Source organism: Bacillus sp. FJAT-27986 (genome assembly GCF_001685035.1).
GTDB lineage: Bacteria > Bacillota > Bacilli > Bacillales > Pradoshiaceae > Pradoshia.
Map to the genome: position 1 here is coordinate 38,080 of NZ_MAYV01000014.1, position 23,171 is coordinate 61,250.

Annotated in this window: 31 protein-coding genes; 3 read left to right on the forward strand and 28 right to left on the reverse strand. The window is 35.2% G+C overall.

Annotated elements, in window-relative coordinates; genetic code table 11:
- Positions 1 to 296: 296 nt before the first annotated feature.
- On the forward strand, positions 297 to 1,622 hold the full coding sequence (locus A8L44_RS08845; protein WP_066104433.1) for an alpha-glucosidase/alpha-galactosidase: 1,326 nt from the start codon (positions 297 to 299) through the stop codon (positions 1,620 to 1,622).
- 174 nt (positions 1,623 to 1,796) lie between these two features.
- Here A8L44_RS08845 and A8L44_RS08850 read toward each other — a convergent pair whose 3' ends face one another.
- The 16 genes from A8L44_RS08850 to A8L44_RS08930 form a co-directional block, all read right to left on the reverse strand.
- The gene (locus tag A8L44_RS08850) at positions 1,797 to 2,321 is read right to left on the reverse strand and encodes an FmdE family protein (RefSeq protein WP_066104439.1); all 525 of its coding nucleotides are present in this window, start codon (positions 2,319 to 2,321) and stop codon (positions 1,797 to 1,799) included.
- A gap of 588 nt (positions 2,322 to 2,909) precedes the next feature.
- Positions 2,910 to 3,593, reverse strand: coding sequence for a benzoate transporter (locus A8L44_RS08855; RefSeq protein ID WP_066104441.1), 684 nt, complete (start codon positions 3,591 to 3,593; stop codon positions 2,910 to 2,912).
- A gap of 15 nt (positions 3,594 to 3,608) precedes the next feature.
- Positions 3,609 to 4,715 (reverse strand): mandelate racemase/muconate lactonizing enzyme family protein, encoded by a 1,107-nt coding sequence (locus tag A8L44_RS08860; protein WP_066104444.1) that lies wholly within the window; start codon positions 4,713 to 4,715, stop codon positions 3,609 to 3,611.
- A gap of 12 nt (positions 4,716 to 4,727) precedes the next feature.
- Positions 4,728 to 6,161 carry a Na+/H+ antiporter NhaC gene (gene nhaC, locus A8L44_RS08865; protein WP_066104447.1) on the reverse strand — a complete coding sequence of 478 codons (1,434 nt, stop codon included), beginning with the start codon at positions 6,159 to 6,161 and terminating at the stop codon, positions 4,728 to 4,730.
- A gap of 43 nt (positions 6,162 to 6,204) precedes the next feature.
- Positions 6,205 to 7,308, reverse strand: coding sequence for an amidohydrolase (locus tag A8L44_RS08870; RefSeq protein ID WP_066104449.1), 1,104 nt, complete (start codon positions 7,306 to 7,308; stop codon positions 6,205 to 6,207).
- A 582-nt stretch (positions 7,309 to 7,890) separates the two neighbouring features.
- Positions 7,891 to 8,592 (reverse strand): MBL fold metallo-hydrolase, encoded by a 702-nt coding sequence (locus A8L44_RS08875; RefSeq protein ID WP_066104453.1) that lies wholly within the window; start codon positions 8,590 to 8,592, stop codon positions 7,891 to 7,893.
- 410 nt (positions 8,593 to 9,002) lie between these two features.
- Entirely contained in the window at positions 9,003 to 9,365 is a 363-nt protein-coding gene (locus A8L44_RS08880) for a YciI family protein (RefSeq protein ID WP_066104455.1), read from the reverse strand.
- Positions 9,366 to 10,069: 704 nt separating this feature from the next.
- Positions 10,070 to 10,954: a M23 family metallopeptidase gene (locus tag A8L44_RS08890; RefSeq protein ID WP_254654707.1), complete on the reverse strand. Its 885-nt coding sequence runs from the start codon at positions 10,952 to 10,954 to the stop codon at positions 10,070 to 10,072.
- A 209-nt stretch (positions 10,955 to 11,163) separates the two neighbouring features.
- Positions 11,164 to 11,622 (reverse strand): DUF3278 domain-containing protein, encoded by a 459-nt coding sequence (locus A8L44_RS08895; protein WP_139063831.1) that lies wholly within the window; start codon positions 11,620 to 11,622, stop codon positions 11,164 to 11,166.
- Positions 11,619 to 11,816 (reverse strand): helix-turn-helix transcriptional regulator, encoded by a 198-nt coding sequence (locus tag A8L44_RS08900; RefSeq protein ID WP_066104464.1) that lies wholly within the window; start codon positions 11,814 to 11,816, stop codon positions 11,619 to 11,621. Before A8L44_RS08900 ends, A8L44_RS08895 begins: the two co-directional genes overlap by 4 nt.
- A gap of 235 nt (positions 11,817 to 12,051) precedes the next feature.
- Positions 12,052 to 12,759 (reverse strand): DUF2812 domain-containing protein, encoded by a 708-nt coding sequence (locus A8L44_RS08905; RefSeq protein WP_066104466.1) that lies wholly within the window; start codon positions 12,757 to 12,759, stop codon positions 12,052 to 12,054.
- Positions 12,756 to 13,073, reverse strand: a complete 318-nt coding sequence (locus A8L44_RS08910) for a PadR family transcriptional regulator (RefSeq protein ID WP_066104469.1) — start codon at positions 13,071 to 13,073, stop codon at positions 12,756 to 12,758. Before A8L44_RS08910 ends, A8L44_RS08905 begins: the two co-directional genes overlap by 4 nt.
- Positions 13,074 to 13,692: 619 nt before the next feature.
- Positions 13,693 to 14,562: an SMI1/KNR4 family protein gene (locus A8L44_RS08915; protein ID WP_066104472.1), complete on the reverse strand. Its 870-nt coding sequence runs from the start codon at positions 14,560 to 14,562 to the stop codon at positions 13,693 to 13,695.
- A gap of 216 nt (positions 14,563 to 14,778) precedes the next feature.
- The gene (locus A8L44_RS19200) at positions 14,779 to 15,015 is read right to left on the reverse strand and encodes a hypothetical protein (RefSeq protein ID WP_066104475.1); all 237 of its coding nucleotides are present in this window, start codon (positions 15,013 to 15,015) and stop codon (positions 14,779 to 14,781) included.
- Positions 15,016 to 15,145: 130 nt separating this feature from the next.
- Positions 15,146 to 15,646 carry a GNAT family N-acetyltransferase gene (locus A8L44_RS08925; RefSeq protein WP_066104476.1) on the reverse strand — a complete coding sequence of 167 codons (501 nt, stop codon included), beginning with the start codon at positions 15,644 to 15,646 and terminating at the stop codon, positions 15,146 to 15,148.
- A 135-nt stretch (positions 15,647 to 15,781) separates the two neighbouring features.
- The gene (locus A8L44_RS08930) at positions 15,782 to 15,967 is read right to left on the reverse strand and encodes a hypothetical protein (RefSeq protein ID WP_066104479.1); all 186 of its coding nucleotides are present in this window, start codon (positions 15,965 to 15,967) and stop codon (positions 15,782 to 15,784) included.
- Between the two features lie 274 nt (positions 15,968 to 16,241).
- On the opposite strand from A8L44_RS08930, the gene A8L44_RS08935 reads away from it, so the two are divergent.
- Positions 16,242 to 16,610 carry a VOC family protein gene (locus tag A8L44_RS08935; RefSeq protein ID WP_225983595.1) on the forward strand — a complete coding sequence of 123 codons (369 nt, stop codon included), beginning with the start codon at positions 16,242 to 16,244 and terminating at the stop codon, positions 16,608 to 16,610.
- A gap of 248 nt (positions 16,611 to 16,858) precedes the next feature.
- Here A8L44_RS08935 and A8L44_RS08940 read toward each other — a convergent pair whose 3' ends face one another.
- From A8L44_RS08940 to A8L44_RS08955, 3 genes are all read right to left on the reverse strand, one after another.
- Positions 16,859 to 17,056 carry a hypothetical protein gene (locus A8L44_RS08940; RefSeq protein ID WP_066104482.1) on the reverse strand — a complete coding sequence of 66 codons (198 nt, stop codon included), beginning with the start codon at positions 17,054 to 17,056 and terminating at the stop codon, positions 16,859 to 16,861.
- 84 nt (positions 17,057 to 17,140) lie between these two features.
- Positions 17,141 to 17,359 carry a DUF3953 domain-containing protein gene (locus A8L44_RS08945; RefSeq protein WP_066104485.1) on the reverse strand — a complete coding sequence of 73 codons (219 nt, stop codon included), beginning with the start codon at positions 17,357 to 17,359 and terminating at the stop codon, positions 17,141 to 17,143.
- Between the two features lie 647 nt (positions 17,360 to 18,006).
- Positions 18,007 to 18,405, reverse strand: coding sequence for a DUF5412 domain-containing protein (locus A8L44_RS08955; protein WP_066104491.1), 399 nt, complete (start codon positions 18,403 to 18,405; stop codon positions 18,007 to 18,009).
- 256 nt (positions 18,406 to 18,661) lie between these two features.
- Between A8L44_RS08955 and A8L44_RS18940 the strand changes: the two genes are divergently transcribed.
- A complete protein-coding gene (locus A8L44_RS18940; protein WP_175354267.1) occupies positions 18,662 to 18,820 on the forward strand; it encodes a hypothetical protein in 159 nt (52 codons plus the stop codon).
- A 27-nt stretch (positions 18,821 to 18,847) separates the two neighbouring features.
- On the opposite strand, the gene A8L44_RS08960 is transcribed toward A8L44_RS18940, so the two are convergent.
- The 9 genes from A8L44_RS08960 to A8L44_RS08995 all read right to left on the reverse strand — a co-directional run bounded on the left by A8L44_RS08960 (position 18,848) and on the right by A8L44_RS08995 (position 23,040).
- Positions 18,848 to 19,297: a GNAT family N-acetyltransferase gene (locus A8L44_RS08960; RefSeq protein ID WP_066104493.1), complete on the reverse strand. Its 450-nt coding sequence runs from the start codon at positions 19,295 to 19,297 to the stop codon at positions 18,848 to 18,850.
- Between the two features lie 148 nt (positions 19,298 to 19,445).
- Complete coding sequence (locus A8L44_RS19205; protein ID WP_225983596.1) at positions 19,446 to 19,679, reverse strand: hypothetical protein; 234 nt, start codon at positions 19,677 to 19,679, stop codon at positions 19,446 to 19,448.
- Between the two features lie 2 nt (positions 19,680 to 19,681).
- Complete coding sequence (locus A8L44_RS19210; RefSeq protein WP_225983597.1) at positions 19,682 to 19,891, reverse strand: hypothetical protein; 210 nt, start codon at positions 19,889 to 19,891, stop codon at positions 19,682 to 19,684.
- A 169-nt stretch (positions 19,892 to 20,060) separates the two neighbouring features.
- A complete protein-coding gene (locus A8L44_RS08970; RefSeq protein WP_413242776.1) occupies positions 20,061 to 20,354 on the reverse strand; it encodes a hypothetical protein in 294 nt (97 codons plus the stop codon).
- A gap of 91 nt (positions 20,355 to 20,445) precedes the next feature.
- Positions 20,446 to 21,066: a metalloprotease family protein gene (locus A8L44_RS08975; RefSeq protein ID WP_066104499.1), complete on the reverse strand. Its 621-nt coding sequence runs from the start codon at positions 21,064 to 21,066 to the stop codon at positions 20,446 to 20,448.
- Between the two features lie 160 nt (positions 21,067 to 21,226).
- Positions 21,227 to 21,745: an NUDIX hydrolase gene (locus tag A8L44_RS08980; RefSeq protein ID WP_066104503.1), complete on the reverse strand. Its 519-nt coding sequence runs from the start codon at positions 21,743 to 21,745 to the stop codon at positions 21,227 to 21,229.
- 280 nt (positions 21,746 to 22,025) lie between these two features.
- Positions 22,026 to 22,262, reverse strand: a complete 237-nt coding sequence (locus A8L44_RS18715; protein WP_139063832.1) for a hypothetical protein — start codon at positions 22,260 to 22,262, stop codon at positions 22,026 to 22,028.
- A 200-nt stretch (positions 22,263 to 22,462) separates the two neighbouring features.
- A complete protein-coding gene (locus tag A8L44_RS08990) occupies positions 22,463 to 22,678 on the reverse strand; it encodes a PspC domain-containing protein (protein ID WP_066104510.1) in 216 nt (71 codons plus the stop codon).
- Between the two features lie 182 nt (positions 22,679 to 22,860).
- Positions 22,861 to 23,040, reverse strand: a complete 180-nt coding sequence (locus tag A8L44_RS08995; RefSeq protein WP_066104513.1) for a hypothetical protein — start codon at positions 23,038 to 23,040, stop codon at positions 22,861 to 22,863.
- Positions 23,041 to 23,171 lie beyond the last annotated feature (131 nt).

Genomic DNA, 23,171 nt, shown 5'->3' on the forward strand with positions numbered 1-23,171 from the left:
TCTTAAATAAAACTACTACTATTACTTAGGAAAATCACACTTGTGAATACATGTACTTAGACTAATGGGGCATTAGTTAACCAAAGGAGACAGCAAAAAAGCTGTCTCTTTTTTTTAGCAATAGTAAAAACCTTACGAAAACAACTTTCCATAAACAACAAAAATTATTAAATAAACATTCTAAAGATTAAAATAATATCGTAAACGCTTTCTCGGAGTGTTAATATATGTTCATCAAAGGTCTTGCAGCTGGTTCAATCAAGGGCTAATCAATTAAAATTGGAGGGATTTTTAAAATGAAAGTAACAATAATCGGTGCAGGTAGTGTTGTTTTTGCCAAAAGACTTATTTCAGATATTCTTAGTTATCCAGAATTAATAGGGACAACCTTCTCCTTAATGGACATAAATGAAGATCGGTTGCTAACTGCAGAAAAAATGGCCCTTTCTTTAATAGAGCAAAATGGAAACATCGCAACAGTAGAAGCTCATCAAAACCGACGGGATGCATTAAAGGATGCCAGCTATGTAATCAATCTCATACAGGTCGGTATGCATGAATCCACCTTAATTGATTTTGAAATCCCTAAAAAATACGGCCTAAAACAAACCATCGCAGATACACTTGGAGTAGGCGGAGTATTTAGAGCACTGCGGACCATTCCGGTTGTTTTAGATATTTGCAGGGATATGGAGGAAGTTTGTCCGGATGCCCTATTACTAAACTATACTAATCCAATGGCTGCGCTTATCCTTGCCATTGAAAAAGCGACATCCATTAAAACAGTAGGTCTCTGTCATAGCGTACAAAACACCGCGGGAGAATTAGCTGGATATCTGAATCTTCCAGTAGAAGAACTGGAATATAAGGTTGCAGGAATTAATCATATGGCATGGTTTCTGGAATTAAAGCATAAAGGAAAGGATTTGTACCCTGCTTTGTTCGAGGCAATGAAAAATCCAGCCATTTATAAAAAGGATAAAGTACGCTTTGAAATGATGAATAGGCTGAACTACTTCATCACAGAATCAAGTGAACATCTCTCCGAGTACACACCTTATTTCATAAAAAGAGATTCACTTATTGAGGACTTCTCTATTCCGATTGATGAATATATCCGACGAAGCGAAGCTAATTTAAAGTATTTTGAAGAAACGAAAGAGAAAATCGAAAATAATATTCCTTTTAATACAGAGGAAAGTCACGAATATGGGGCTCCGATTATACACTCCATGGAAACGGGTGTTAACCGTGAAATATGGGGAAATGTGTTAAATACTAATTTAATAACGAATCTGCCAACCAATGCCTGTGTTGAGGTCCCTTGCCTGGTCAATAAACGCGGTATTCAGCCAACCCACATCGGAGATCTGCCTCCGCAGCTTACGGCTATGAATATGACAAATATTAATGTACAGCAGCTGATTGTAGAAGCCGTTCTGACAGGTGACATTGATTATGTCTATCAAGCAGTTATGTTAGACCCTCATGCCTCCTCCGTCCTGTCATTAGAAGAGATTTGGGATATGACATCCGAATTACTAGAGGCACATAAACAACATTTACCGAAGTTCACCAAAGGACGGCATTTACAATATAAAAAATCAGTTACAGTTGGATAGATTTATAATGACTAGAAAAGGATACATGAACCCATGTATCCTTTCACTTTGTTATTGTTTCCTCTAAATCTACTATTCCCTCTTTAGAAACTCTCTCAAAGAGGCGAACCCGCTCGGTCAAAATAAACCTAGATGATATCCGGGATAAAGTAAAACATTCCTATGTGAACGTACCTATTTTAATCGTTTTACGTTTAATAATTCTTCAATCGGCATTTCGTAAGCACGGTTGCCTAATTCTTTTTTTAACGCTTCATTGGCTTCATATTCTTCCGCCGTAAATGAATCCTCCCGACCTTTTTTCAAATAGTCATAGAAAATAGGCGGTAAAAAGTCTTCTTTTAACGAAACTTCTACAGATTCCCCATTTTGTCTTGTGAAAATATAGGCATAGCTGGTCGCACGGTATGGATCGTATTGAGCTACTGGATAGTTCACATCCACTGTGTAGACCCCTCTCGTTTTACAGCGAGTAATAAACTCAAATACGTCACGGAATCCAGGTCCCCCATGCCCCGACTGAACGGAAAGATCATTCCGATTCGGAATTTCATCTCCAAACAACTCCTGAAAGGCTGCTTCCACTACACGGAACCCAACCCCTAACGCCATATAAGCTGCATAGCCATGATACTTTTTAATATCATCAAAAGAAATTTCAATTAAATCATTACGATCATAAATTTTAATTGTACGCATACTCAGTCCCCTATTCTTAGTTGTTCTCGCAAACTAATTATAGGTAATTTAGAAAAATCACACAAATTATAAGCAGAGTTGGACATTGCCATTCATCTTAAAGCTATCTTTTTGAACAAGGGCTTATTCAGAACAATAGCTTATTATTTTGGTATGGTTGGTTGTAACATTACTTTATATTGAATACCTCAATTAGCTTTTAACAATTACTTATTTCCTTGAATTTTGTAAGCCTTTATATATTTTTTAGTATAAAAGCACAAGAATCCTGAAATCCATCGTATCCCCATCTTCCCGCTGTTCTTTACTCTTTTAAGAGGTTACGGACCTTCTTAGAAGTCAAAAAAACAAAACTCAAAGCGCCCCGTTTAGCGCTAAAATAAACCTGAGCACCATTAATAAAATAAATGGAACAATAGAACCTCAGTGATTAGATACTGACCTATCAAAGAGTATAGTTCCCTAAGCACCATGGTGGTGGAGCTGGCAGGTTATGAAACTTCATTCATATAATGAAGTTTCATACCAAAATACGTGTTGTTTCTTATACAAATAAAAAATCAGAGACAGAGCCCTATTACTTAGATTTCACTTCCGGAATTCCACATAGTATACTTGATCAATTACTACTAGCTTTTGACCACGATAGCCCTCTGTGAGTAGCTTCTGCTGTCCCTTCGTATCAGCCATTTGGCATAATACCGGTTCTCCTTCTCGGTTATTCGAACTTTCGAGCTCCTTAAAGAAGATATAACGTAAATTCCCTCCATATTTAGGCTTCAATGCAACGATTTCCATTCCTTGAGCAAACTTGTCCTTTAGGCTTGGGATGTTAAACGGAGCAACTGTTGAACATACATATTTATAGGGATGTTTGCTACGTGCCAGTTCATCCATGATCCATTTTGCCATACGGCGTTGCAGGCTCAATCCACGCCAGTCCGGATCCACATTGCTAATGTCTTGATAAATAACAAAATCCAACTCGCTCTCTGGCAGGCCTGCATCGATTCCCAAATGGTCCTCCATCGTATCTGGCACAACTAAAGCGCGGAATGAAATCAATTCTTCCTTAACAAATACGCCGATTAATAGACCATTACCACTCGTTATGTAACGGAACTCCTCTTCTGAAAGAGGCTGAAGGCTCGTTTTATCATCCAGATCCTGTACCACTTTATCCTGTAAACGTAACACAGTTGGAATATCGGTCTCTGTTAAACGGCGAACAACATAAGCTTGTCCGTCGGGAAACATGCCTTTATCGATCATCTAAAGTCTCTCCTTTCATTGAACAACATCTCTGTGAACGGTCAATTCTGTAAGTATATCTTCATTCACATCAATTCCGAGACCGCTTTTTTCATTTAATTCAATGAACGGGACATCATAGTGTAAATTCCCAACATCTTTTGCGAATTTTAAAGGTCCTGTCAACTCAACGGATGTGATGATTTTCTTGGAGAAAGCAACATGAAATCCAGCGACCGAGCCAATGGACGATTCGACCATCGACCCGATTTGACACTCGATTCCAGCCATTTCCGCTTGATTGGCAAGCTTCACAGCTGGATGGATGCCCCCACATTTCATAAGCTTAATATTGATTTTATCAGCCGCTTTCTTGTGGATAACCTCTCTCATATCCTTTATACCTTTAAGACCTTCATCAACCATTAATGGCAGGCGTGCTTTCTTTTTCAAATCAGCCATGCCCTCAAGATCATCAGCCAGCACTGGTTGCTCGAGCCAGTCTATTTGCAGTTCTTCAAGAGACGGGAGAGCCCTCAATGTATTGGAGCTATTCCTCCAACCTTGATTAACATCGACACGAATGGCGATTTCATTCCCCACTGCCCTGCGAACAGCTCGAATTCGTTCCATATCCTGCTCTACCTGTTTGCCAACTTTCATCTTAAAGGAAAGATATCCCTCAGACACCTTCCGCACCGCTTCTTCTGCCATGGCAGCTGGTTCCTGAATACTTAGTACATGGGTGATTGGAAAACGATCATGATAACGTCCTCCAATCAGCTGATAAACCGGTACCCCCAGTTTCTTGGCCACTAGGTCATGACAGGCAATATCAATAGCCGCCTTTGCTGCAGGGGCTCCGTATACCGTTTTATTCATTCGCTCATGTATACGTTCGAATTCTCCTGGATCCTGACCAATTAGAAGCGGTGCTAATGTATGCTTGAGAAGGCTATAGGTACTCTCCCATGTCTCTCCTGTTACATGTTCATCTGCAACCGCTTCCCCAAAACCAATAAAACCGTCATCACTTTCCATTTTCACAATGATGGAAGGCATATCTTGATATGTTTGATAGCTGACAACGAATGGTTCACGAAGAGGCAGGCGGATGGCATATAGTGAAATAGCTTTAATCATATGAAAGTCCCCTTATACTGTAATTGTATCCTCTTTTTGCTGTTTAAGTTCTTTTTCTATCTTTGCTCTTTCTTGATCACTCATTTTTTCAATTGAAAACCCTGTTATCGCATAAAGAATCGCAATAATCGGCACGGAAAAGTTCAAAATCGCGTATGGGGCATATTCAAATACACTTACACCAAGAGTACCGAAGATAAAGACGCCACATGTATTCCATGGGATGAAAACAGACGTTAGCGTCCCTCCATCCTCAAGCGCCCTGGATAGATTTCTGGAAGATAGTCCTTTATCACGATACGCTTTTGAAAACATACGTGCTGGAATAACAATGGAAATATACTGTTCGGAGCAGGTTGCGTTTGTAGCAAAACAAGATAATATCGTAGAAATAATGAGACTTTTTGCCGTTTTTGCTAATTTAAGAATTTGTGAAACGATTGCGTTCAGCATTCCCGTATGCTCGAGCATGCCTCCGAATGTCATTGCCACGATGGCCATGGATACCGTGTACATCATATTGTCCAAACCGCCGCCATTGAAGAGATCATCCACCATGGAATTACCGGTTTCAATCACATACCCTGCTTGCATGGCTGAGATAGCATTAGCAAATGTATCCCCCTGTACGAATACCTGAGTAAGGAAGCCCAAAAGAACCCCAATCACCAACCCAGGTATGGCTGGAACTTTTTTAGCCACCAAAATAATGACGATAAGTGGAATCAATAATAAGAAAGGTGAAATAAGGAACTCATCCTGCAAGACAGCTAGTGTTTGTTCAATATCAGTTGTACTCACACTGCCTTTACCGAAGTCACGCCCCAAGAACCAAAATACACCTAACGAAATGATTAGACCTGGAATGGTTGTGTAAAACATGTGGCGGATATGTACAAATAAATCCGTGCCGGTCAATCCGGCTGCTAAATTGGTTGTATCCGATAATGGTGACATTTTATCTCCAAAATAAGCACCTGATATAATCGCTCCCGCAATCATCGGGGCCGGTATCCCAATACTTAAACCAATCCCCATCCCAGCTACGCCAATCGTTCCCATAGTTGACCAGGAACTACCGATAGCAATGGAAACAATACAGCAAATGAGCATAATTGACACCAAGAAAAGAGAAGGACTGATGATCTTCAATCCATAATAAATCATGGTAGCGACCACACCACTGCCAATCCATGATCCAATTACCAGACCGATTAACATAATGATGATTACAGCTGGTAATGCTAAACGAATTCCATTGTACATGGCCTCTTCAAGCTCGTCCCATTTGTAGCCGGCCATCCATGCCACAAGTGCGGCCGTGATTGTACCAACAATCAACGGGATATGTGGTCCCTCTTCAAAAACAATAATTGTAATAGCCATAACTGCTATCAGCACTACTAACGGTATAATTGCCAGCCCAAAAGATATTTTTCTCTCCATCTGTTCTCCCCCTGTTTGAATTTAATCCGTAATGAAACGTTATTTATTCTTTTATATGGACAAGCTGCATCGCTTCCGCAAGTACCCTTGCCCCGAGATCTAAGATGTCTGTTTGTATCTGCATTTTGGGATGGTGCAATCCCGGGCTAACCTGGGCACCGATTCCGATCATAGTTGTTTGTACCTCTGGATGCTTCCGGCTATAAAAATGAAAATCATCGCTTCCAGACGTAATGATTGGTTTTTCTAAAGCTTCTTCTCCGGCAATTTTTATGATTGATTCCCTTGCAGACCTTTCTGGCTCCTTTGAAACAGTGGCTCCTGGAGTATAATCCTTCCATTCATATTCAATTTGTACACCAAAGAGCTCCGCAATCCGATCTAAACCAGTCTCGATAGAATCGATCATTACATCTAAAACAGGATTACACTGCGCACGGACATCAATCGCAAATAAGCCATTGCCTGGGATAATATTAGTGTTTTGCCCGCCAGCTATCATTTTGGTCAGCTTAATAGAATAGTTCTCTGCAGGATCAGCATATAAAGTTGCCAGATAACCATGGATAGCAACCATCACATCAATCGCACTCTTTCCCTGATGCGGCCTTGCTCCATGGGCATCAGTACCTCTGATTTTCCCTTCGAGGAAGATACAGGCTCCGTGGTGGATAGAAGGAGTAAACTGACCATATGCTAGTTCTTCTTCTGGACGCACATGCATACCAAACAATACCGACACGCCATCCATTGCACCCCGCTTAATCATCCATAACGAGCCATTCCCCTTCTCCTCGGCCGGCTGAAAAATAAAACGATATTTACGATTCAGCGGCTGTTCCCTCAAATAGAGAATCGCACCGAGTGCCATGGCGATATGGGCATCATGCCCACATGAATGATTCGCTTGCATGATACCTCCAACTTCCTGCCATAGCGCATCAATATCCGCTCTCAGCGCCACCGCACCACCACCTTCTCCCAATTCAGCAATTAATCCGGTACAATCAGAAAAACGTTTGTAACGAACCCCAAAACTATCCAATATCTCGGCAATTGTATTGGTTGTTTCGAATTCCTTTCCGCTGATTTCGGGATGTTCATGAAAATGATGATACCACCCCAAAATTTGTTCCTCATAGCTCATCATGCATCACTCCCTTAACGATTCCCTTATTCTGCCATAACGTTTTTCAGCATATCACTCCGCCTGTCAGAGGATTTATTGAACACAGTTGCTCCTATCATTTGCAAATCCCCAGAGAAAAAGGAACCAGGTAAACCCTACATAAACAGCATTTCTCCCATTTATTCAGGTAAACATACTTGGATTTCCTCTGACTGTCGATAAGATACCATGTATTAAAATACTTAAAAAACATTTTATCAAAAAATTCAAATAATTTCTTGTTTAATCCATTCTTTACAAATAAAGTTCCCTATTTAGGTGGGCAAAACCATATAAATTAGTAACAAAGTCCCCCTCTTTGCTAATTAACCCGCTAACAGGAGGTATAGGATAAACAATTTGTATCTACACGAAAAAGGACCTCTTCAAAGGTCATTTTTCATAACTTTTGAGCAGGTCCTTCCTTATATTAATAATCCAGTATTAGTTAAATAGTTTTATAAATTTTACATTTGAATCTACGACTCTTATCTCAATTTTTATTCTTTGCATTCCCCTAGGTATTTGCTTAACTTTGCTGACTCCATCATCTAGTCCCTGTTAATGACCTTTTGCTCTTTCAATTGCCCGTTTCATGTCTTTTACTGGATTCCTTATTAAATTTCCATGCCCGACTGCCAGTAAAGATGGTTTATAATCCAACAAATTTTCAACGGACTCGATTGCTTTTTCTTTATTCCAGGTTGCCAATGCCGGGAAAGGAAAACTCCATCGCGTATCACCAGCTAAAGCTATTCCACCCTTTGTTTGAAGGGCATCTCCGACTATTAAACTATGATCCCTAATATCTAAATACGACATCATTCCTGGAGTATGACCCGGGGTATGAATGGCAACTAACGATCCAATCCGATCACCATCCTCTAATAGAGTATCCGGATTTGTCTTTATATTTTTAGGAATACCGCCTTTTATAGGCATATTCCCTTCACCTTCCTCTAACGATGCATCTCCTTTTAGAATTTTCAGCTCTCGTCTGGGAATTAATACTTCAACATCTTGAAGCTCCTGAGTAAGTCCATCAAGAGCCCCTACATGATCAGTGTGTGCATGTGTTAACACTATTTTCTTAATCGGCTTTCCTATACCCTTTGCTGTCTTTAAAATTGCTTTTTTACAAAAAGGAAGTCCTGTATCAATTACGATTAAGTACTCATCTTCTTCGATAAGATAACAATTAACAGGAAAAAGATTTGGCATAAAGGAAAGCTGGTAAAGATTATTTATCTTTGTTAATCTCATTAAAACTCCTCCAACTTATATTTTGGGTTATGTATTGAATCTAAGAAAAACAAAGTGGGTGAAAAAATTTCTGGAAGGCGAAATATAATTCCGGCGATTGAGACAAAATGTGAGCAAAACATCGTGATTTGCTGTGATAAGGAGGGGTTGGACGAAAGATTCGACCCATATCGGCGCTAAGACTGAGGGAATAATTGCGGCAACACGGAACGTAAAAATTCTGGGGGACCAACTTACCCCAATGAAAGAGGTAATCAGGCGGTAATAGGATGGCTCACATCTTTTCAGAAGACCGTTTGTGATTGTCTCTTTTATTCTATCTAGTCTATTAACGCCCGATTATCGAATAACAGGACATACGTATTTCGTCGAGAACATTTGTATAGATTTACTCGCTAGATTGATTACCTCTACTCAGGAAACTCAATGACTTGTCGCAACTCAATTTGACCTTCACCAAATCCTTGTGGATCAGGCATTCGCTTAGCCCATTCGATGGCTTCTTCCCTAGACTTCACATCAATGAGAATAAATCCCGCAATCAATTCATTCGTTTCCGAAAATGGTCCATCGGTGACCACTGGCTTTTCTCCCGGCTTAGGATATGAAAGGCGAACCCCATTTGAACTTGGATGAAGTCCTTTCGCCATAACCCGCACGCCAGCCTTTACTAATTCCTCATTGTAGGTTGACATGGCTTCCCTAAGTTCCTGGCTTGGAAGATTCCCAGCTTCTGAATTCTTTGAAGCTTTAACAATAATCATAAACAGCATGAAATAGCCCTCCTTCATTTTATTCTCAACATCTTAACTACTTTTTTAATTCGATTTTATGCTCCAAAAACCTAACAATTCATTTACTTACAATCGATTGTTTGCAATATCTATTAAGTAATCTTGAATTGCAATGTCCCGAACAATCCAAGAGGATTCCCGATATTTTTATATTCTTCACTTATTTTTTCACAATCAAATATGGGTAAGAGGCTATTACCAACACTTCTATAAAAGTTATCCATAAATTCTATAACATATTCCACTTTACTCAGTTCTTCCATTTCCATTATCGGTTTTGAATAAAAACCAACATACTTCCAGGAATGATTTAGAATTGAAGCAATTCCTGAATTAGCAATAAATAAGAAATTCTTTATCACTATATCTTTACTTATTTCTTGAAGGTTTATTGGCTGTTCAGTAAAAGATTCTATGTATGCGATTTTTATGTCATCTTTTTTTTATTCGTCTAACGCCCGCTACAATGACACCGTAAACATATTTTTTAATTTGCTGAAGATATAATTCGAAAATTTGACCTGGGTATATTTCACGAAACTTTCTCGTAAACACCGGTTTATCACTCCCTTTATCTCCTTCTAAAGCTAACCTGTCCTTAGCTGCATAAAAAACAGCTAATCATACAGCTCTTGTACTGAATATGGTTGTCAGTTGATAGATTAGTTACTGATTTCTGAAGTTCACAGAGAGTTAATGAAATCACCTTGAATGGGTTCTTTTCCGTCTTCAAATTGAATACGGATTGATTTTCCCTTTAAATAATCAGCTGAATTCATCACTTGAAAATGCAGGTGAGTTTCACTTGAGTTACCAGAATTTCCGCAAGTACCAAGAACCTGTCTTTTCTGAACTCTTTCTCCTTCTTGAACAAGGATAGAATGATTTTTCAAATGAGCTAGCATACTATACTCGTTATTTTGATGTTCTATTGTAATGCAATTTCCTTCAGGAAGTTCAGGATTCATTTCCCCTGGCACATTATCCTCGATTCCATCTATCACTTTTATCACTACACCATCTGCCGGGGCTAATATTTCCTTGTCATAAGCATAATAGTTTTCATTTTTCTTTGGGTCATCGTTATAAGATTTACCGTTTTTCAAAATAAGTAAATCATACGCGTATCTTTGATCCTCATATACATAGTGATAATTGATAAACTGATTAGTTCCACCCCAGAAAACATACCATTCACCTTTTATCGGCATAATATATTTATTCATTGTATATATCTGATCACTTTCAGGATGAGTGATAAAAGGAGCAAGAGATAGGCTGTAAATTGTATTATTTTCTCCGAAGGATATACTTATAACTTTTTCCCTGGAATTGTCTAACCAGATATATTGTTTAATACCTTCTATTAAATTAGTAACCATTTCTAATGTATACCTTTCGACTCCAGCATTAAAATCTGTTCCATATTCAATGAATTGTTGTAAAGGTACAATATTTTTAAAATCAATTGTTGTTTGGTGATATAAGGTTGAATACATTCCATTCAGAAAAGATTCTCCGAAATCCTCGGGTGAAACTTTAGATATTTCTGCTTGATTCTCCTTCAAACTAAACTCCCCCAATTCTTTATAAACCTACCTAATATTATTCTTAAGTTGGAGATTTCCTTTAATAATTCTAGACTGTCTGACAGTATTTACTTTTACAATATTCTTCATTAATTAGAAAAATCCTTCCTCCGCAAAACTACCCGATAGCTGCATAAAAAAAGAGCTGTTTACAGCCCTTGAAATAGAGTAACACCCGTGTCGTTCCTTTATAACAGTTCCTTATTTTTATTATAAGAACGTTTCAATGAAATATAATTGATGAGGAACATCACTACACCTCCGAATAATGTAAACCCTATTAGTTCACTCCAACCGCTAATACTTGAAGGCGTATCAACCAATAGTAAATACAGTAGAGTGAAAATAACAAAAAATGTAACTGTTTTAGTAAAAATAACTCTTAACTCTTTCCTATAAGCTACTTTTGTTGCAACCTCCGTATATTCAATACCAGCTACAATATACCTTGTAAATATATATAGAACGAATATGGATATGGCTAACAGTAAAATTATCTCTAAGTCGATTGAAACAAACTTGTTTAAGAACATTGTTAGTACAAGGAAAAGGAAAAGAAGTACCCCACCCTCCGCGAAGAAATATAGCATCCTTTTTTCCTTATATTCATCATCAGGCATTAAAAAAGATATCCAGGATTTCATCAACTCTCTACCTCCCAAAATAATTCATCTAATGTTTTATTAAGTTCTTTTGCTATTGCAACACAAAGATGAAGAGTCGGATTATATTCCCCCTTCTCAATCAATCCAATCGTCTGCCTAGTCACCCCTACTTTTCTTGCTAATTGTTCTTGAGTCATTGAAATTTTCATTCGTGTTATCTTTACATTATTTTTCATATATTCCACCTTACTCATGTAAGATATATTTTACATATGCAATTTATATCTTACATTAGATTTACATATAAAACAAAGAAACCGACTCTAATCATAAGGAGTTTAACTTAAAAAGGCCTTAATCCATCCTGGATCAACGCCCCCTCGTTAGATCTATAAAAAAACTCTATATATAATTCACCTATTCTTACTTACTATATATAATATTTATAAGCTTTATTATTCGACTTCTATACTAAGCTTTCTTCCCTATTTTATGATAAAGGGACATGATGATCCAAATAACAGTTGGAAATGCGAATGCTCCAATAATCATAGATGCTAAAATGTTAACTCCGATATCACGGACATATAGCAACATAAAAACAGCTATTAAAAAGAGGATGACTGGTATAGTTTTAAGAAGATTAACTAACCCTTTCTTTTCCTTTATACTCCATTTATTATTGTACGTTGCAATAATAGTCATAGCTGCTGGAATGGCAATGGCAGTAGAAATAACTGCGGTTACAATAAGTATTGAATGCAATATACCAGAGCTTAGCATTGTTCCAACCCAAGCAAGTAGTGTGATTAAAACAACCGGAATCACAAAATAATTGATTGAACGAGCTGAACTTTCATACTTTTCAACAGCTGTGTCTCGATCACTATAAATCGGTTTTGTATCGGGTTTTGCTCGAAATAAATGTATATCTCCTGTGGAGGCAACATGTGACCATCCTGAGGCTGAGAAAAGGTCAAAATATTCATCATCTTCTTTTAAAGATCGATAATCTACACTGTAGATATAATCTGAGCTTTCCCCTTTTTTTAGTGTATAACCCATTAACTTAAAATCACTGACATGCCATCCCTTCAAAGAATATCGTCGTAATTTTTCCATGTCCTTATCTTCAGCAAAAGCTAATCCCTCTGACATAATATACCTTGTTTGTCTCATTCTTCTCCCTCCTTCAATCCCATTTCTGCTAATTGAATCATCTGTTTTCGTATGATTACATCTTCCTCTAATACTTCTCTGCCCTTGTCAGTAAGCAGATACGTTTTACGCCTTGAATCTGACCCATCATACAAATAAATCCATTCTTGTTTTAATAGCTTTTTGATAATTGTGTACATGGATGCTGGCCCTACGTTAATTGCCCCATTTGTTGTTTCTTCAATTAGATTCATAATTGCATAACCATGTCTTGGCTTAGTTAAAGCAGCCATAATATAAAACATTGAATCAGTTAATTGCTCCGTTTTCTTCAAGGTATCACCTTCTATATCCTTTTACGATATATCATAATGTGATATATCTATTTAAGATCAATATATCACTTTGTGATATATATGTCCATACTTATATCATAAAATGATATATTAAAGTTTGATATTTGACCTTTATCATTAAAAAGGATCTATACAAATACAAATCGGGCTTTGTTTTGGAATATAAAATTCTTAAATGAATATGACAAAGGAATGTATCAGAAAGATTTGCAACAATACGAATACATGATTTTTTTATTAGAGTTATTAATTGTGTTATTTCACTTTTAGGAAGTGAGATTAGTGAAGTTTTTGAAATTAGAATAACAAAAAATCGATTCTAATTAAAATGAGAATAAACAACAGCGATCAATAATTTTGTGGCCCCGGAACAACAAATAAGCTTCTTGGTGCTGCGTACCACCATTGGAGGTTTGTTTTTAAAAGGTAAAGCGCCGAAAATTGTCAAAAAAAAGCAGGCTTGTCCGATAAAGATGTGCATTTCCATTCAATCCTCCCCTTTCATTAAAAATATTTATAGAAAAAAGCCCCCAGTTGCCTGAGAGCTTCTAACTTCAATTTCACTATTTAAATATTTTTATTCTTCTTTACCTCTATATTATTCATCTTCATATGGTACTACTTCATATTCATCATCATCAAGAATTTGCTCCTCTTTTGCCTCTTCCATTTCTTTAATAAATTCGGTTATCAGAGTCGCATAATGGGCAACATTAGGGTGTTTCTTTAACTCATCCATTACCTTATTTACAATAGGAAGATCATATTTAATCCTTTGGAAGCTTATGTATTGAAATAAAGTTGATCCTATCTTATCTTGAACCTTCTCTTTGGTTTCATTTAATAAATTTAGGACATAGTTTTCTGTAATACTATTTTTCGGGTAATAGAATAAATTATCCAGTGCTTTTTTGATTTTAGTAAAATGACCTGATTGTAATAAAGAGATTAATTCATCTTCTGGCATCGCATCTAATTTGTAATCCTCTTCTTCGTCAGGATTAAAGAAGTATAGCCCCTCTTCCTGGATGTATAAGTCCTTTATAAATTCATCAAAATTATCAGCTAAAACAAAATCTAAATCTCCTTCTGTATCAATGTATGAAACAGCAGGCTCAACTCTATTATTCCTATAATCCAAAGCAAACCAAGTATGACCATCCCCATTTAATAAGACAAGTCCTTTAGGTAAATTCCATTCTTCAGTCATGTAAGCTGTATCTAAAATACCAGGCCATTCTCCAACTCCACGCAGATGATCAAATTCCACAAAAAAGTTTCCATCTATTGGGCGTTTTCTTAAACGGAGAGCATTAAATCGAATAGACCCACCATTTTGTTCTAATAGCAACTTACGATAAGTTTTAGGGAGCTTGTGTCCCAGTTCCTTTTCAGCTTCTTCTAATTCAGCTTCAGTGACGGGTGGCCTTCTATAATAATCTTCACGTGCTTTAAGCCAAAATTTCATAATTATCCTCCTTAAAACATTTCTTGATTTATAAATTCGAAGTTATTATCTTTCCTCAATTGTAATAACAGCCTTTTTTCTGATCTAAAAGAATAACACTTGCTCCCGTCTTAACAAGAGGGCTACTACCAACTATCTTCCTTAAATCCATAATACAAACCATAAAAAGCGCCTTAAAATGAAACAACGGCTCTGTTAGTTTAAATACATTTGAAACTAATAGTTTCCAAAGTAATTCTTAAAACACCAAACCACAAGAAACATACTCACTATGCCCCAAGCAACGGTACTGCATATCCACCAAATTACAGATATGGCTTTTGATGAATTTTCCTCGTCTTCCATATTGACTTTTATAAAAGCTACCTTACTTTCCATACCTTTTTTCATAGAAGCGAGAATAACAAATCCCGTTATTATGAAAACAATAGTTATCCAGAATAATAAGTCCACCTTTTATAACTCCCTTTCCTTTCAATCCTCTTTATTCAACTAACCTGCCCCGTTTCTACAATAAGAATTTCAACATAAAAAGGCATTAATCCTTCTTGGATCAATACCCTTGTTAGTTTAATAAGTAAGATTAAAATATTTTAGACATAAAATACTCGTTATAAAATTCATCATTGATTAACAACGAATTTCTTTTTATACCTTCTATCTCAAATCCACTTTTCTGGTATAAAGAAATACCTGCTTCGTTTTGAGTAACAACTGTTAGCTCTAATCTTGATATATTAGAGTTTCTTGCCCACTCTTCTAATCTTTGAAATAAACTTGTACCTATACCACGACCTCTGTACTTTTCTAAAATACCCACCACGAGATATGCAGAGTGCTTTGTTCTCTTTACACTACCGCCAATGGCTATTAAATAGCCAACAAGTTCTCCCTTTTCTTGTTCTGCAACAAATATTGTTGAATTACTTTGCCGCTTGATGTGTTCTAATTGTTTACGCTGTTGTTCAGGAGTCGTTTTTCTTTCTCTTGCTTCCATAAGCATAAACTTAGCTTCAGATTCAACTTGCTTAATTAGACATATAAATTTTTCGGCATCCATGGGTTGTATCTCTCTAATTAACATTATTACCCCCAATAAACAATACTAAAATTATAAACTATGTTTGTTAAACTAACCTGCCCTTTCTTTCATAAGAAATTCAAAAATAGAGCATTATTCATTGAATCAATATCCTTGATATGGTTGTAAACATTGATATTAATTTTCCTTATAAAGTCGATTAGCTCTATTCACACCATAAAACGTTAAAAGCATACCAAAAATAACAAACACTACCCAACCATCTTCATTTTTCGCTGCTAATACTATTCCTATAATTTCGAACGCAAAAGCTATAGTAAAAGCTAGAATTGTCTTTGCATCTTTTAGCACTCTCCTATTCACTTCTTTACCTCCCATTCTTTTGAATAAATTTTTGTTATTAATCTAACTTTATATCCCCATTATTGGGAGGAAGAATAAGTTCTTATTCCGCTAACCTGCCCCGATTCTACAATAAGAAGTTCTACAGAAAAAGGCATTGACCCTTCTTGTATCAATGCCTTGATATTCATAATTATTAGCTGTTTATTTTAATAAGACATTGAGTGGAATTAAAAAAGGTTTTTATTAATGTGTATTGAATATTTACCATAACACTAAAAATAGGAGGAATAAAATGGTGAATCAGGTTTGTGTTATAAGCATTTACGTTCCAAATTTAAACACTGCAATTGACTTTTATACCAATACTTTAGGTTTTGAATTAAATAAGCAGTATGGTCCTAATATTGCATCACTTGTACACGGAGAGTTACCAATTATTCTAGAGGAGAACGTTAATACGCCGTATAATCAAGATAATAAAATTTCAGGAGTTGTATTAGGATTACGAACTGAAGATATTTATGAAACGGTTAAATTCTTAAAAGAAAAAGAAGTAGATTTTATTGTAGATGAACCAACTAATTGTCCTCCAGGAAAATATATTAGTTTTAGAGACCCCTTCGGAAATATTTTAGAATATCTCCAATTTGAAAATAAGTAACAAACATTAAAAGTTCAATTTTAACTTCTTATTGAGCTAATCTGCCCCTTTGTAACATAAAGAGTTCAACAGAACGGGGCAGTTCACCCTTGGATCAACGCTCCCGTTTATAAATTTCACCACGCTCACTCCACAACTTTTTAGCTACATCAGTTGGAAGGTGAAGAAATTGAGCGATTAAACGAGTATGAGAATCTATCAAGAATTATATAACCGCATAAAAAAGCAGGAGAAGTTAGCCTGATTTTTTATTTTTTGTGTGTTTCCTTCCTTTTTTTCGAATGAATTATCAAAGAAGCTATTATGAGACCTGCTAACGAAACTAAGGCTACATACAGAAAACCAGGTAAATCAATATCTCTTGTTTTATTTCCTAAATACACAGCTAAGCTAGATAGTGTTACTGTAAAAAAAGCATTATTAATACTTTTAATATATTTAATCATCTACTCCCCCTTACATTCCACAATATGTATAGTTCAGATATTCCTTCTTGAACTAAACTGCCCCGTTACTTTAATAAGAATTCTTTAATAAAGACTAAGAAAAATAAATAACGAAATAATAATACTTGTGTATCCCCAAAAGTTTTTTCTGTCTTTTTGAAGTTCATCTAATCCCATCACTAAAATCATAAAACCTAAGAATAAAATCGTATAAGAACTAAAGTCGTAATTTTCAGTTATCAAACTATAAACAGATAAAACAACAACAATTATCGCTAAGGTAATTCTTAAAGTTAGTACCATATTCTCCTCCCACAATACGTAAATACATTTAAAATCATATCATTTCCACTTTGCTATATATAGGAAATTAGAAGATTCCTTATTGAGCTAAACCTGCCCCGTTTCTACAATAAGAAATTCAACATAAAAAGGCATTAATCCTTCTAGAACAATGTCCCTGATGGCTTCTTAAATTGCACTTTTCATTTATTAATAAACGGATGTTGGGCCTAATAGTCAATTTACCGAATTAGTTTAAAAATAATATCTGGACAGATACAAACAATGGGAATAGTGAAAATATAAACAACAACCCAGCATTTAGCAGTCTCTTTTTTTGATATTCTTCTAATGCCCATACCATCATCAGCAAACATAGTAAGGGTGGAATGAATGATGACATATCATCAAAAGTTCTTGTTATTAGGCCATAGGCAGCTATTAGACCAATGATTATTATTAATATATGTCTTAATGTTTGGACCAAAAAGCATTCCTCCTTATTCTTTCTAAATTCATACATAAGTCATTTAGAAAGTATTATTAAATAGTTATTCTTCAATTAAAATCAAAAATCCTTCTTCCGCTAATCTGCCCCGTTTGTCCAATAAAGAATTAAAAGTTTTGAATCTATCTTGATTCAATTCAACAGTATATTTAGTAATGAATCATTGATGTCTAAAATCAAATTTATCATTAGGTACATCTAATGTATGCCCATTGATCTCAACTGTATCATTGTCTGTCCAGGTAATACTGGCAGTTTCTTCTCGTTCATCCCAATAAATATTTTTTGCTTTCTTATTGCCTTCATTAAAGACTAACTCGCCACGAACAGCATATGACGTTGTAGCACCTCCGTTAGTGAGATATGCTTTTAGTGTGTAATGGCCGCCAGGTGATGTTTTTTCAATAAGATATTCTCCTTTTGGTAGTCTGTTCATATCGAAAAAAGCCCAATATACTCCATAAGTAACAACCCCAGTAAATAAAAGACAGATAACAAGGAATACTCTAAGTGCTTTTTTAGGAGCTTTATTTTTCTCTCTCTTCAAGTAAGTTGTCATACAGTTAAACCTCTCTCAGTAACGGTTAATAATATATTCATTCTCCTATGTATAATAAAAATCCTTTTTCAGCTAACCTGTCCCGTTAGCTGAATTAAAAAAAGAGCTGATCTCAGCCCTTGATATTGAAGTAATGCCCCTGAACCAAACCTTTTACATTAACTGATCGCCTTTTATGTTTTACTTATTTTTCAGACAAAAGCCAGAAAATACGATATAATTAACACCTTATGATTTTAATTAAGGAGCTGACAATGTGGAAGATGAACTAATTTTTAAAAGCTATTCTAGGTTGTTATTAAGAGATTTAAAAGACGTAAAAGAGGCTCTTATGGTAAAAGACTATGAGACAGCTGAGAAATTCTTAAATGAGCTTATAAACGATACTCAGAAAGACGTAGAGAGTGGCAATTAAACTAACGGTTTGGATATTCATCCACCTCTATAATGATAGTTTGATGTTCTTATACAAGAAAATGATTCTTTCTATTTCTTCAAAACCATTTTTCTTATAAAATTCTTCGGCAGGTATACCTCTATCTGTGAGAAGTGTAATGTTACTTATATTGCTGCTATGAAGTTCTTTTATCAAATGATTTAACATCGCTCTTCCAATACCCTTATTTTGATATTGTTTTCTTACACACATTTCATTAATAAAAAACTCATCTCCGCTCCACCATACTCTATTTACACCAAAAATAAAGCCGAGAATTTCATTGTTTTCTACCGCTAAAACGCCTAAAAATCCAGGTGTTTGGTAAAAGTCCAGCAAATATTTTTTAGCCTTTGTAAATGTCCATTCATCATTCCAAGGCTCAACATTGAATACTTCAATAAATGTGTCCGTACATTTAATTAAATCATGTTCTGTTAATAGTTTAACTTCCAAGGTGAATTCCCCTTATCGCTAAATGTATTATTAAAGCCACCTTAACCGTTTTATTTATGGATTATTCTACCACAAAAAAAACCAAATTTCTTATTCAGCTAACCTGCCTCGTTTGTTGAAGAGGATTTTTAATTTTTAATTTCTAATTTTAAGTTTGAATTGGTAAGTAAATCTGTACTTCCTCTTCCCCTTCTCCTATAGGATGATATGTCTCCACAATATAAGAATCGAGGTCTCTTTGATAACCTTGTTTTACTGCCCAATTCAATAAATTCAAATGAAGTTCTCCCAATTTAGATATATTCCCTCTTGTAGTTATGTAACTTTTATTTGTTTCAATATAATCCATTCCTGTTGGTACTTCATATAATTTCTCACTCACAATTAAGCTACATAATAATGACCCACCTTATGCCCCTCATCCTTTTTGGTCTCAAATAAGGCAATTTCGGTTTCTATCGGATTTAGGATTTCGTTTGAGCGACTTAATAGTTGCTTTGCAAGCAAGGGTACTTCATCACCAAAGTTAACAAACTCCCCAATACCTTTTAATCCAACAAACTTAAACTCCTTTTTAACTATCATAATCGACATATTAACCTCTCCCATTCACATAAAAATTTCAAAATACCCTAATTTTATTTATTCAAGAAGAAAATCCTTACTTCCTGCATTGAAGTAAGGATTTCATACTGATCTATTAAACATATTGAACTAACCTTCCCCTTTAGCGGAAAAAGAACAAGGCAGGCTACTGAGATCCTTATTCTGCTAAAATGCTTCCCATAGCTAGTAATAATAGAAAAGCAACAACTATAACCGCTAGACTTGTAATTATCCCGACCAATCCGATTAATAATTTGCTTATGCGACCTATAGACATCCTTGAAGATATTCCGGCAAGTATAATACCTATAATGAAGAAAACGCTGAAAATAGTAATAAAAAGGTAAATATCAGCAATCGGTCCTCTTTTTGTATAGAAAAAAATAATACTTACTATCACTGGTAATATAGATAAAATTCCTAAAATTGTCCCTACTCTGCTTTTATTCAACATCAATCCCACCACCGATTGAAATACTTCGTTTCTTTCATCCTTTTCATTGTATTCAACTATATTTAACCATTGAGCATCAGGACTATTGTTATGTGAGGAAATTTGTTTTTATCCAATATGTGTTTGGTCCATTGTTTTTTAAAATTGCATTTTTTGGGACTTGTTTAATTATAAGAAGAAGAGTAAGTAAATCAACTGATGATCCCATTGCGTTTAATATTATTAAAAATTTTAATGTCGTTGTTAATAGTCCAAATGAACTTAATACAAGTGGCAAAATTATTGAAATAATAATGAAAGGAGCAATTGAAATGAAGATATATCTTGATTTTGAAATCTCTTCTTCTGTTAACACAAAACCTCCGAACAGCGTCAATCCTATATATGTTTTTTCTGATTTTGTGAAATTTGGAATGAAAATTAAATGGAGTAATTCGTGAAGTAATAAAAATATAATTAACAAAAAAACACTACTCAAGTTAATAGTAATTGAGATTGCATCAGGCGTTAGGCCAAAATCGCTCAAAGAAATACTGGAATAGATATTTATTACACCAATAGAGATGATTGCTGCGACAATCATTAAAGGGGTGGATAACAAAATAGCACTTGCTAAATCTTTGGGTTCTTTCAATAGAATCCATCTATTATTAATTAATTCTAAATGTAACTGCGGGTTACTTTTGGGTAATTTGCTTTGTATTTTCATTAAATCGACTCCATTAATAATTCAAGTTTAAAATACAAGCACCTAAATAAAACCATTTTTTTAGGTGTACACCATTTTTTTGTCAAACTAACCTGCCCTTAAAGGGATCATATAATCGCTTGTATATGAAGGTTTATATTTGATTCCTTGCACGTTTCATTTAAAAACGAATAGAGCCATAATGCTTTCGACCCTCAAAAAGAAACGCAATGATACTCTCATAATAAGGTATAAATTTTTTTAATTCGATTAGCTCTAAGATTTTCTCTTTTGAAGCCCATCTCACTGCTTGCACCTCATCAGTCTGTAACGTCAAATCATTCAAATCTAAATCATATTCAATTAAATAATAATCATCAAATCCACGCGCAAAGTTAATAGTAAATTGCGGACGTATCATTTCAAAGTTATAATGAATACCCAACTCTTCGAATAACTCTCTTGAAGCAGCCTGCTGACTTGTATCGCCTGCAACAGCACTTCCACCACAAGTGATATCCCAAAGATTCGACCAACCTTGCTTAAAGGGCTGACGTTGTTGAATAAGCATTTCTCCCTTTGAATTAAATATACAAACGTGTATTACTAAATGAAACTCGTCTGGTGTCATATCATCTCCACGAGTTATTTGTTTGCCTATTTTATTACGATGCTTATCATATAAATCCCATTTTTCCATTGCTAAGCTCCTTAATGTAGTTTTGCCTTAAGATTCTTAAACTCTGCAAGAATATGTCCCAATGATGAACACAAATAATCACCTATAACCTTCTTGAACAAACCTTCCCCATTTCTACAATAAGAAATTCAACATAAAAAGGGATTAATCCTTCTTGGATCAACACCTCTATTAGTTAAAGAAGAATCTTTACTTGATCCTATTTTCCTCTATTCCTCTGTTTATATGGACTGTTTTAATAGCCTCTTCTTCAGGGATGCTTTCATTGGGGGCTTGTCCCTCAGTAGCAATAGCGACTGAATGGGTTATCTTCCAGATAGGCAGCAGCTGTGTTAATTCGTTCTTGTAGAAGTGGCGAAGGATCAGTTCCAATCACCCTTGCTCCTAGAATAATTAAATAATCAGCATTATCTGGTACAGTTTGATTAGGAATTTGAGCAATTCGAATATGCAAGAATAGAAGATAAAAAACTAAAAACACAAAAAGTTCATAAGTAATAATCTTTAAGTATTTCATTAAATCGTTCCAATCGTTGAAATTGTATTTGGTAAATACAGAGAGAGTCGAGAAAAGATTTTTTTGAAGGTATTTACGGAGAAAGGGATTCGGAATTACTCAACAATTGAAGCGAATAAGTTCTCTAATGAAAAACGCATATTCCAATACATAGAAAAATGTACGGGGAATATGCATTTGCAAAAATACATTATGATTTTTTATTTAGAATTTGGCCATTCTTCATCTTCCAATGGAATAATTACACTCGCCACTAAGTAAATAATTAATCCAGGAAATGCACCTGAAAATATACAGAGGAAAGCAAATGCAAGCCGCAGGATGGTTACATCGATTTTTAAAATCGGTGCTAAACCTCCAAATATACCCGATAATACTTTGTTAGAGCGGGATCTTACTAATTTAACGTCTTTCACACAAACATCTCCTATCTTTATCTTAACAGTATATTAAATGAATTATCTTTATAATACGAAAATCCTATTTATTAATTCAGGATATGAACTTTGTCCCCTTTACTTCCATAAGAAGTTCAGTAGAAAAGGACATTAAGCCTTCTTAGATCAAAGCCCCGTTTATAAAAAAAATATTATCAAATCTAATTATCTTCGTTATTGCTTCTCACATTATTTTGAAGATAAATCTTTTTAAGAGTTGAATTTATGTTATTTAAAGCAATAAGAATAACCCCTAACATAACAAATGTTACTACTTCCCCCGTAAACCAAGATAGTATTCCTAAAATTACAGCATAAAGTATGTATAGCCAATTACTCATTAATTCAATATCCTCCCAACCAAAATAATTAACTTCTTCAAAAAACCTAGTTCATTTGTAACATTTTGTAAAACCAGACCGAATCTTAATTAAGCTAGTCTGCCCTTTTACTTCTATAAGAAATTCAACAC

What these genes read in the sequence shown, in the direction of transcription:
- A8L44_RS08845 (WP_066104433.1), top strand. Translation starts at nt 297, where the DNA reads ATGAAAGTAACAATAATCGGTGCAGGTAGTGTTGTTTTTGCCAAAAGA.
- A8L44_RS08850 (WP_066104439.1), bottom strand. Translation starts at nt 2,321, where the DNA reads ATGCGTACAATTAAAATTTATGATCGTAATGATTTAATTGAAATTTCT.
- A8L44_RS08855 (WP_066104441.1), bottom strand. Translation starts at nt 3,593, where the DNA reads ATGATCGATAAAGGCATGTTTCCCGACGGACAAGCTTATGTTGTTCGC.
- A8L44_RS08860 (WP_066104444.1), bottom strand. Translation starts at nt 4,715, where the DNA reads ATGATTAAAGCTATTTCACTATATGCCATCCGCCTGCCTCTTCGTGAA.
- nhaC (WP_066104447.1), bottom strand. Translation starts at nt 6,161, where the DNA reads ATGGAGAGAAAAATATCTTTTGGGCTGGCAATTATACCGTTAGTAGTG.
- A8L44_RS08870 (WP_066104449.1), bottom strand. Translation starts at nt 7,308, where the DNA reads ATGAGCTATGAGGAACAAATTTTGGGGTGGTATCATCATTTTCATGAA.
- A8L44_RS08875 (WP_066104453.1), bottom strand. Translation starts at nt 8,592, where the DNA reads ATGAGATTAACAAAGATAAATAATCTTTACCAGCTTTCCTTTATGCCA.
- A8L44_RS08880 (WP_066104455.1), bottom strand. Translation starts at nt 9,365, where the DNA reads ATGCTGTTTATGATTATTGTTAAAGCTTCAAAGAATTCAGAAGCTGGG.
- A8L44_RS08900 (WP_066104464.1), bottom strand. Translation starts at nt 11,816, where the DNA reads ATGAAAAATAATGTAAAGATAACACGAATGAAAATTTCAATGACTCAA.
- A8L44_RS08905 (WP_066104466.1), bottom strand. Translation starts at nt 12,759, where the DNA reads ATGAGACAAACAAGGTATATTATGTCAGAGGGATTAGCTTTTGCTGAA.
- A8L44_RS08915 (WP_066104472.1), bottom strand. Translation starts at nt 14,562, where the DNA reads ATGAAATTTTGGCTTAAAGCACGTGAAGATTATTATAGAAGGCCACCC.
- A8L44_RS08925 (WP_066104476.1), bottom strand. Translation starts at nt 15,646, where the DNA reads ATGTTAATTAGAGAGATACAACCCATGGATGCCGAAAAATTTATATGT.
- A8L44_RS08935 (WP_225983595.1), top strand. Translation starts at nt 16,242, where the DNA reads ATGGTGAATCAGGTTTGTGTTATAAGCATTTACGTTCCAAATTTAAAC.
- A8L44_RS08940 (WP_066104482.1), bottom strand. Translation starts at nt 17,056, where the DNA reads ATGATTAAATATATTAAAAGTATTAATAATGCTTTTTTTACAGTAACA.
- A8L44_RS08945 (WP_066104485.1), bottom strand. Translation starts at nt 17,359, where the DNA reads ATGGTACTAACTTTAAGAATTACCTTAGCGATAATTGTTGTTGTTTTA.
- A8L44_RS08955 (WP_066104491.1), bottom strand. Translation starts at nt 18,405, where the DNA reads ATGACAACTTACTTGAAGAGAGAGAAAAATAAAGCTCCTAAAAAAGCA.
- A8L44_RS19210 (WP_225983597.1), bottom strand. Translation starts at nt 19,891, where the DNA reads ATGTCGATTATGATAGTTAAAAAGGAGTTTAAGTTTGTTGGATTAAAA.
- A8L44_RS08975 (WP_066104499.1), bottom strand. Translation starts at nt 21,066, where the DNA reads ATGAAAATACAAAGCAAATTACCCAAAAGTAACCCGCAGTTACATTTA.
- A8L44_RS08980 (WP_066104503.1), bottom strand. Translation starts at nt 21,745, where the DNA reads ATGGAAAAATGGGATTTATATGATAAGCATCGTAATAAAATAGGCAAA.
- A8L44_RS18715 (WP_139063832.1), bottom strand. Translation starts at nt 22,262, where the DNA reads ATGAAATACTTAAAGATTATTACTTATGAACTTTTTGTGTTTTTAGTT.
- A8L44_RS08995 (WP_066104513.1), bottom strand. Translation starts at nt 23,040, where the DNA reads ATGAGTAATTGGCTATACATACTTTATGCTGTAATTTTAGGAATACTA.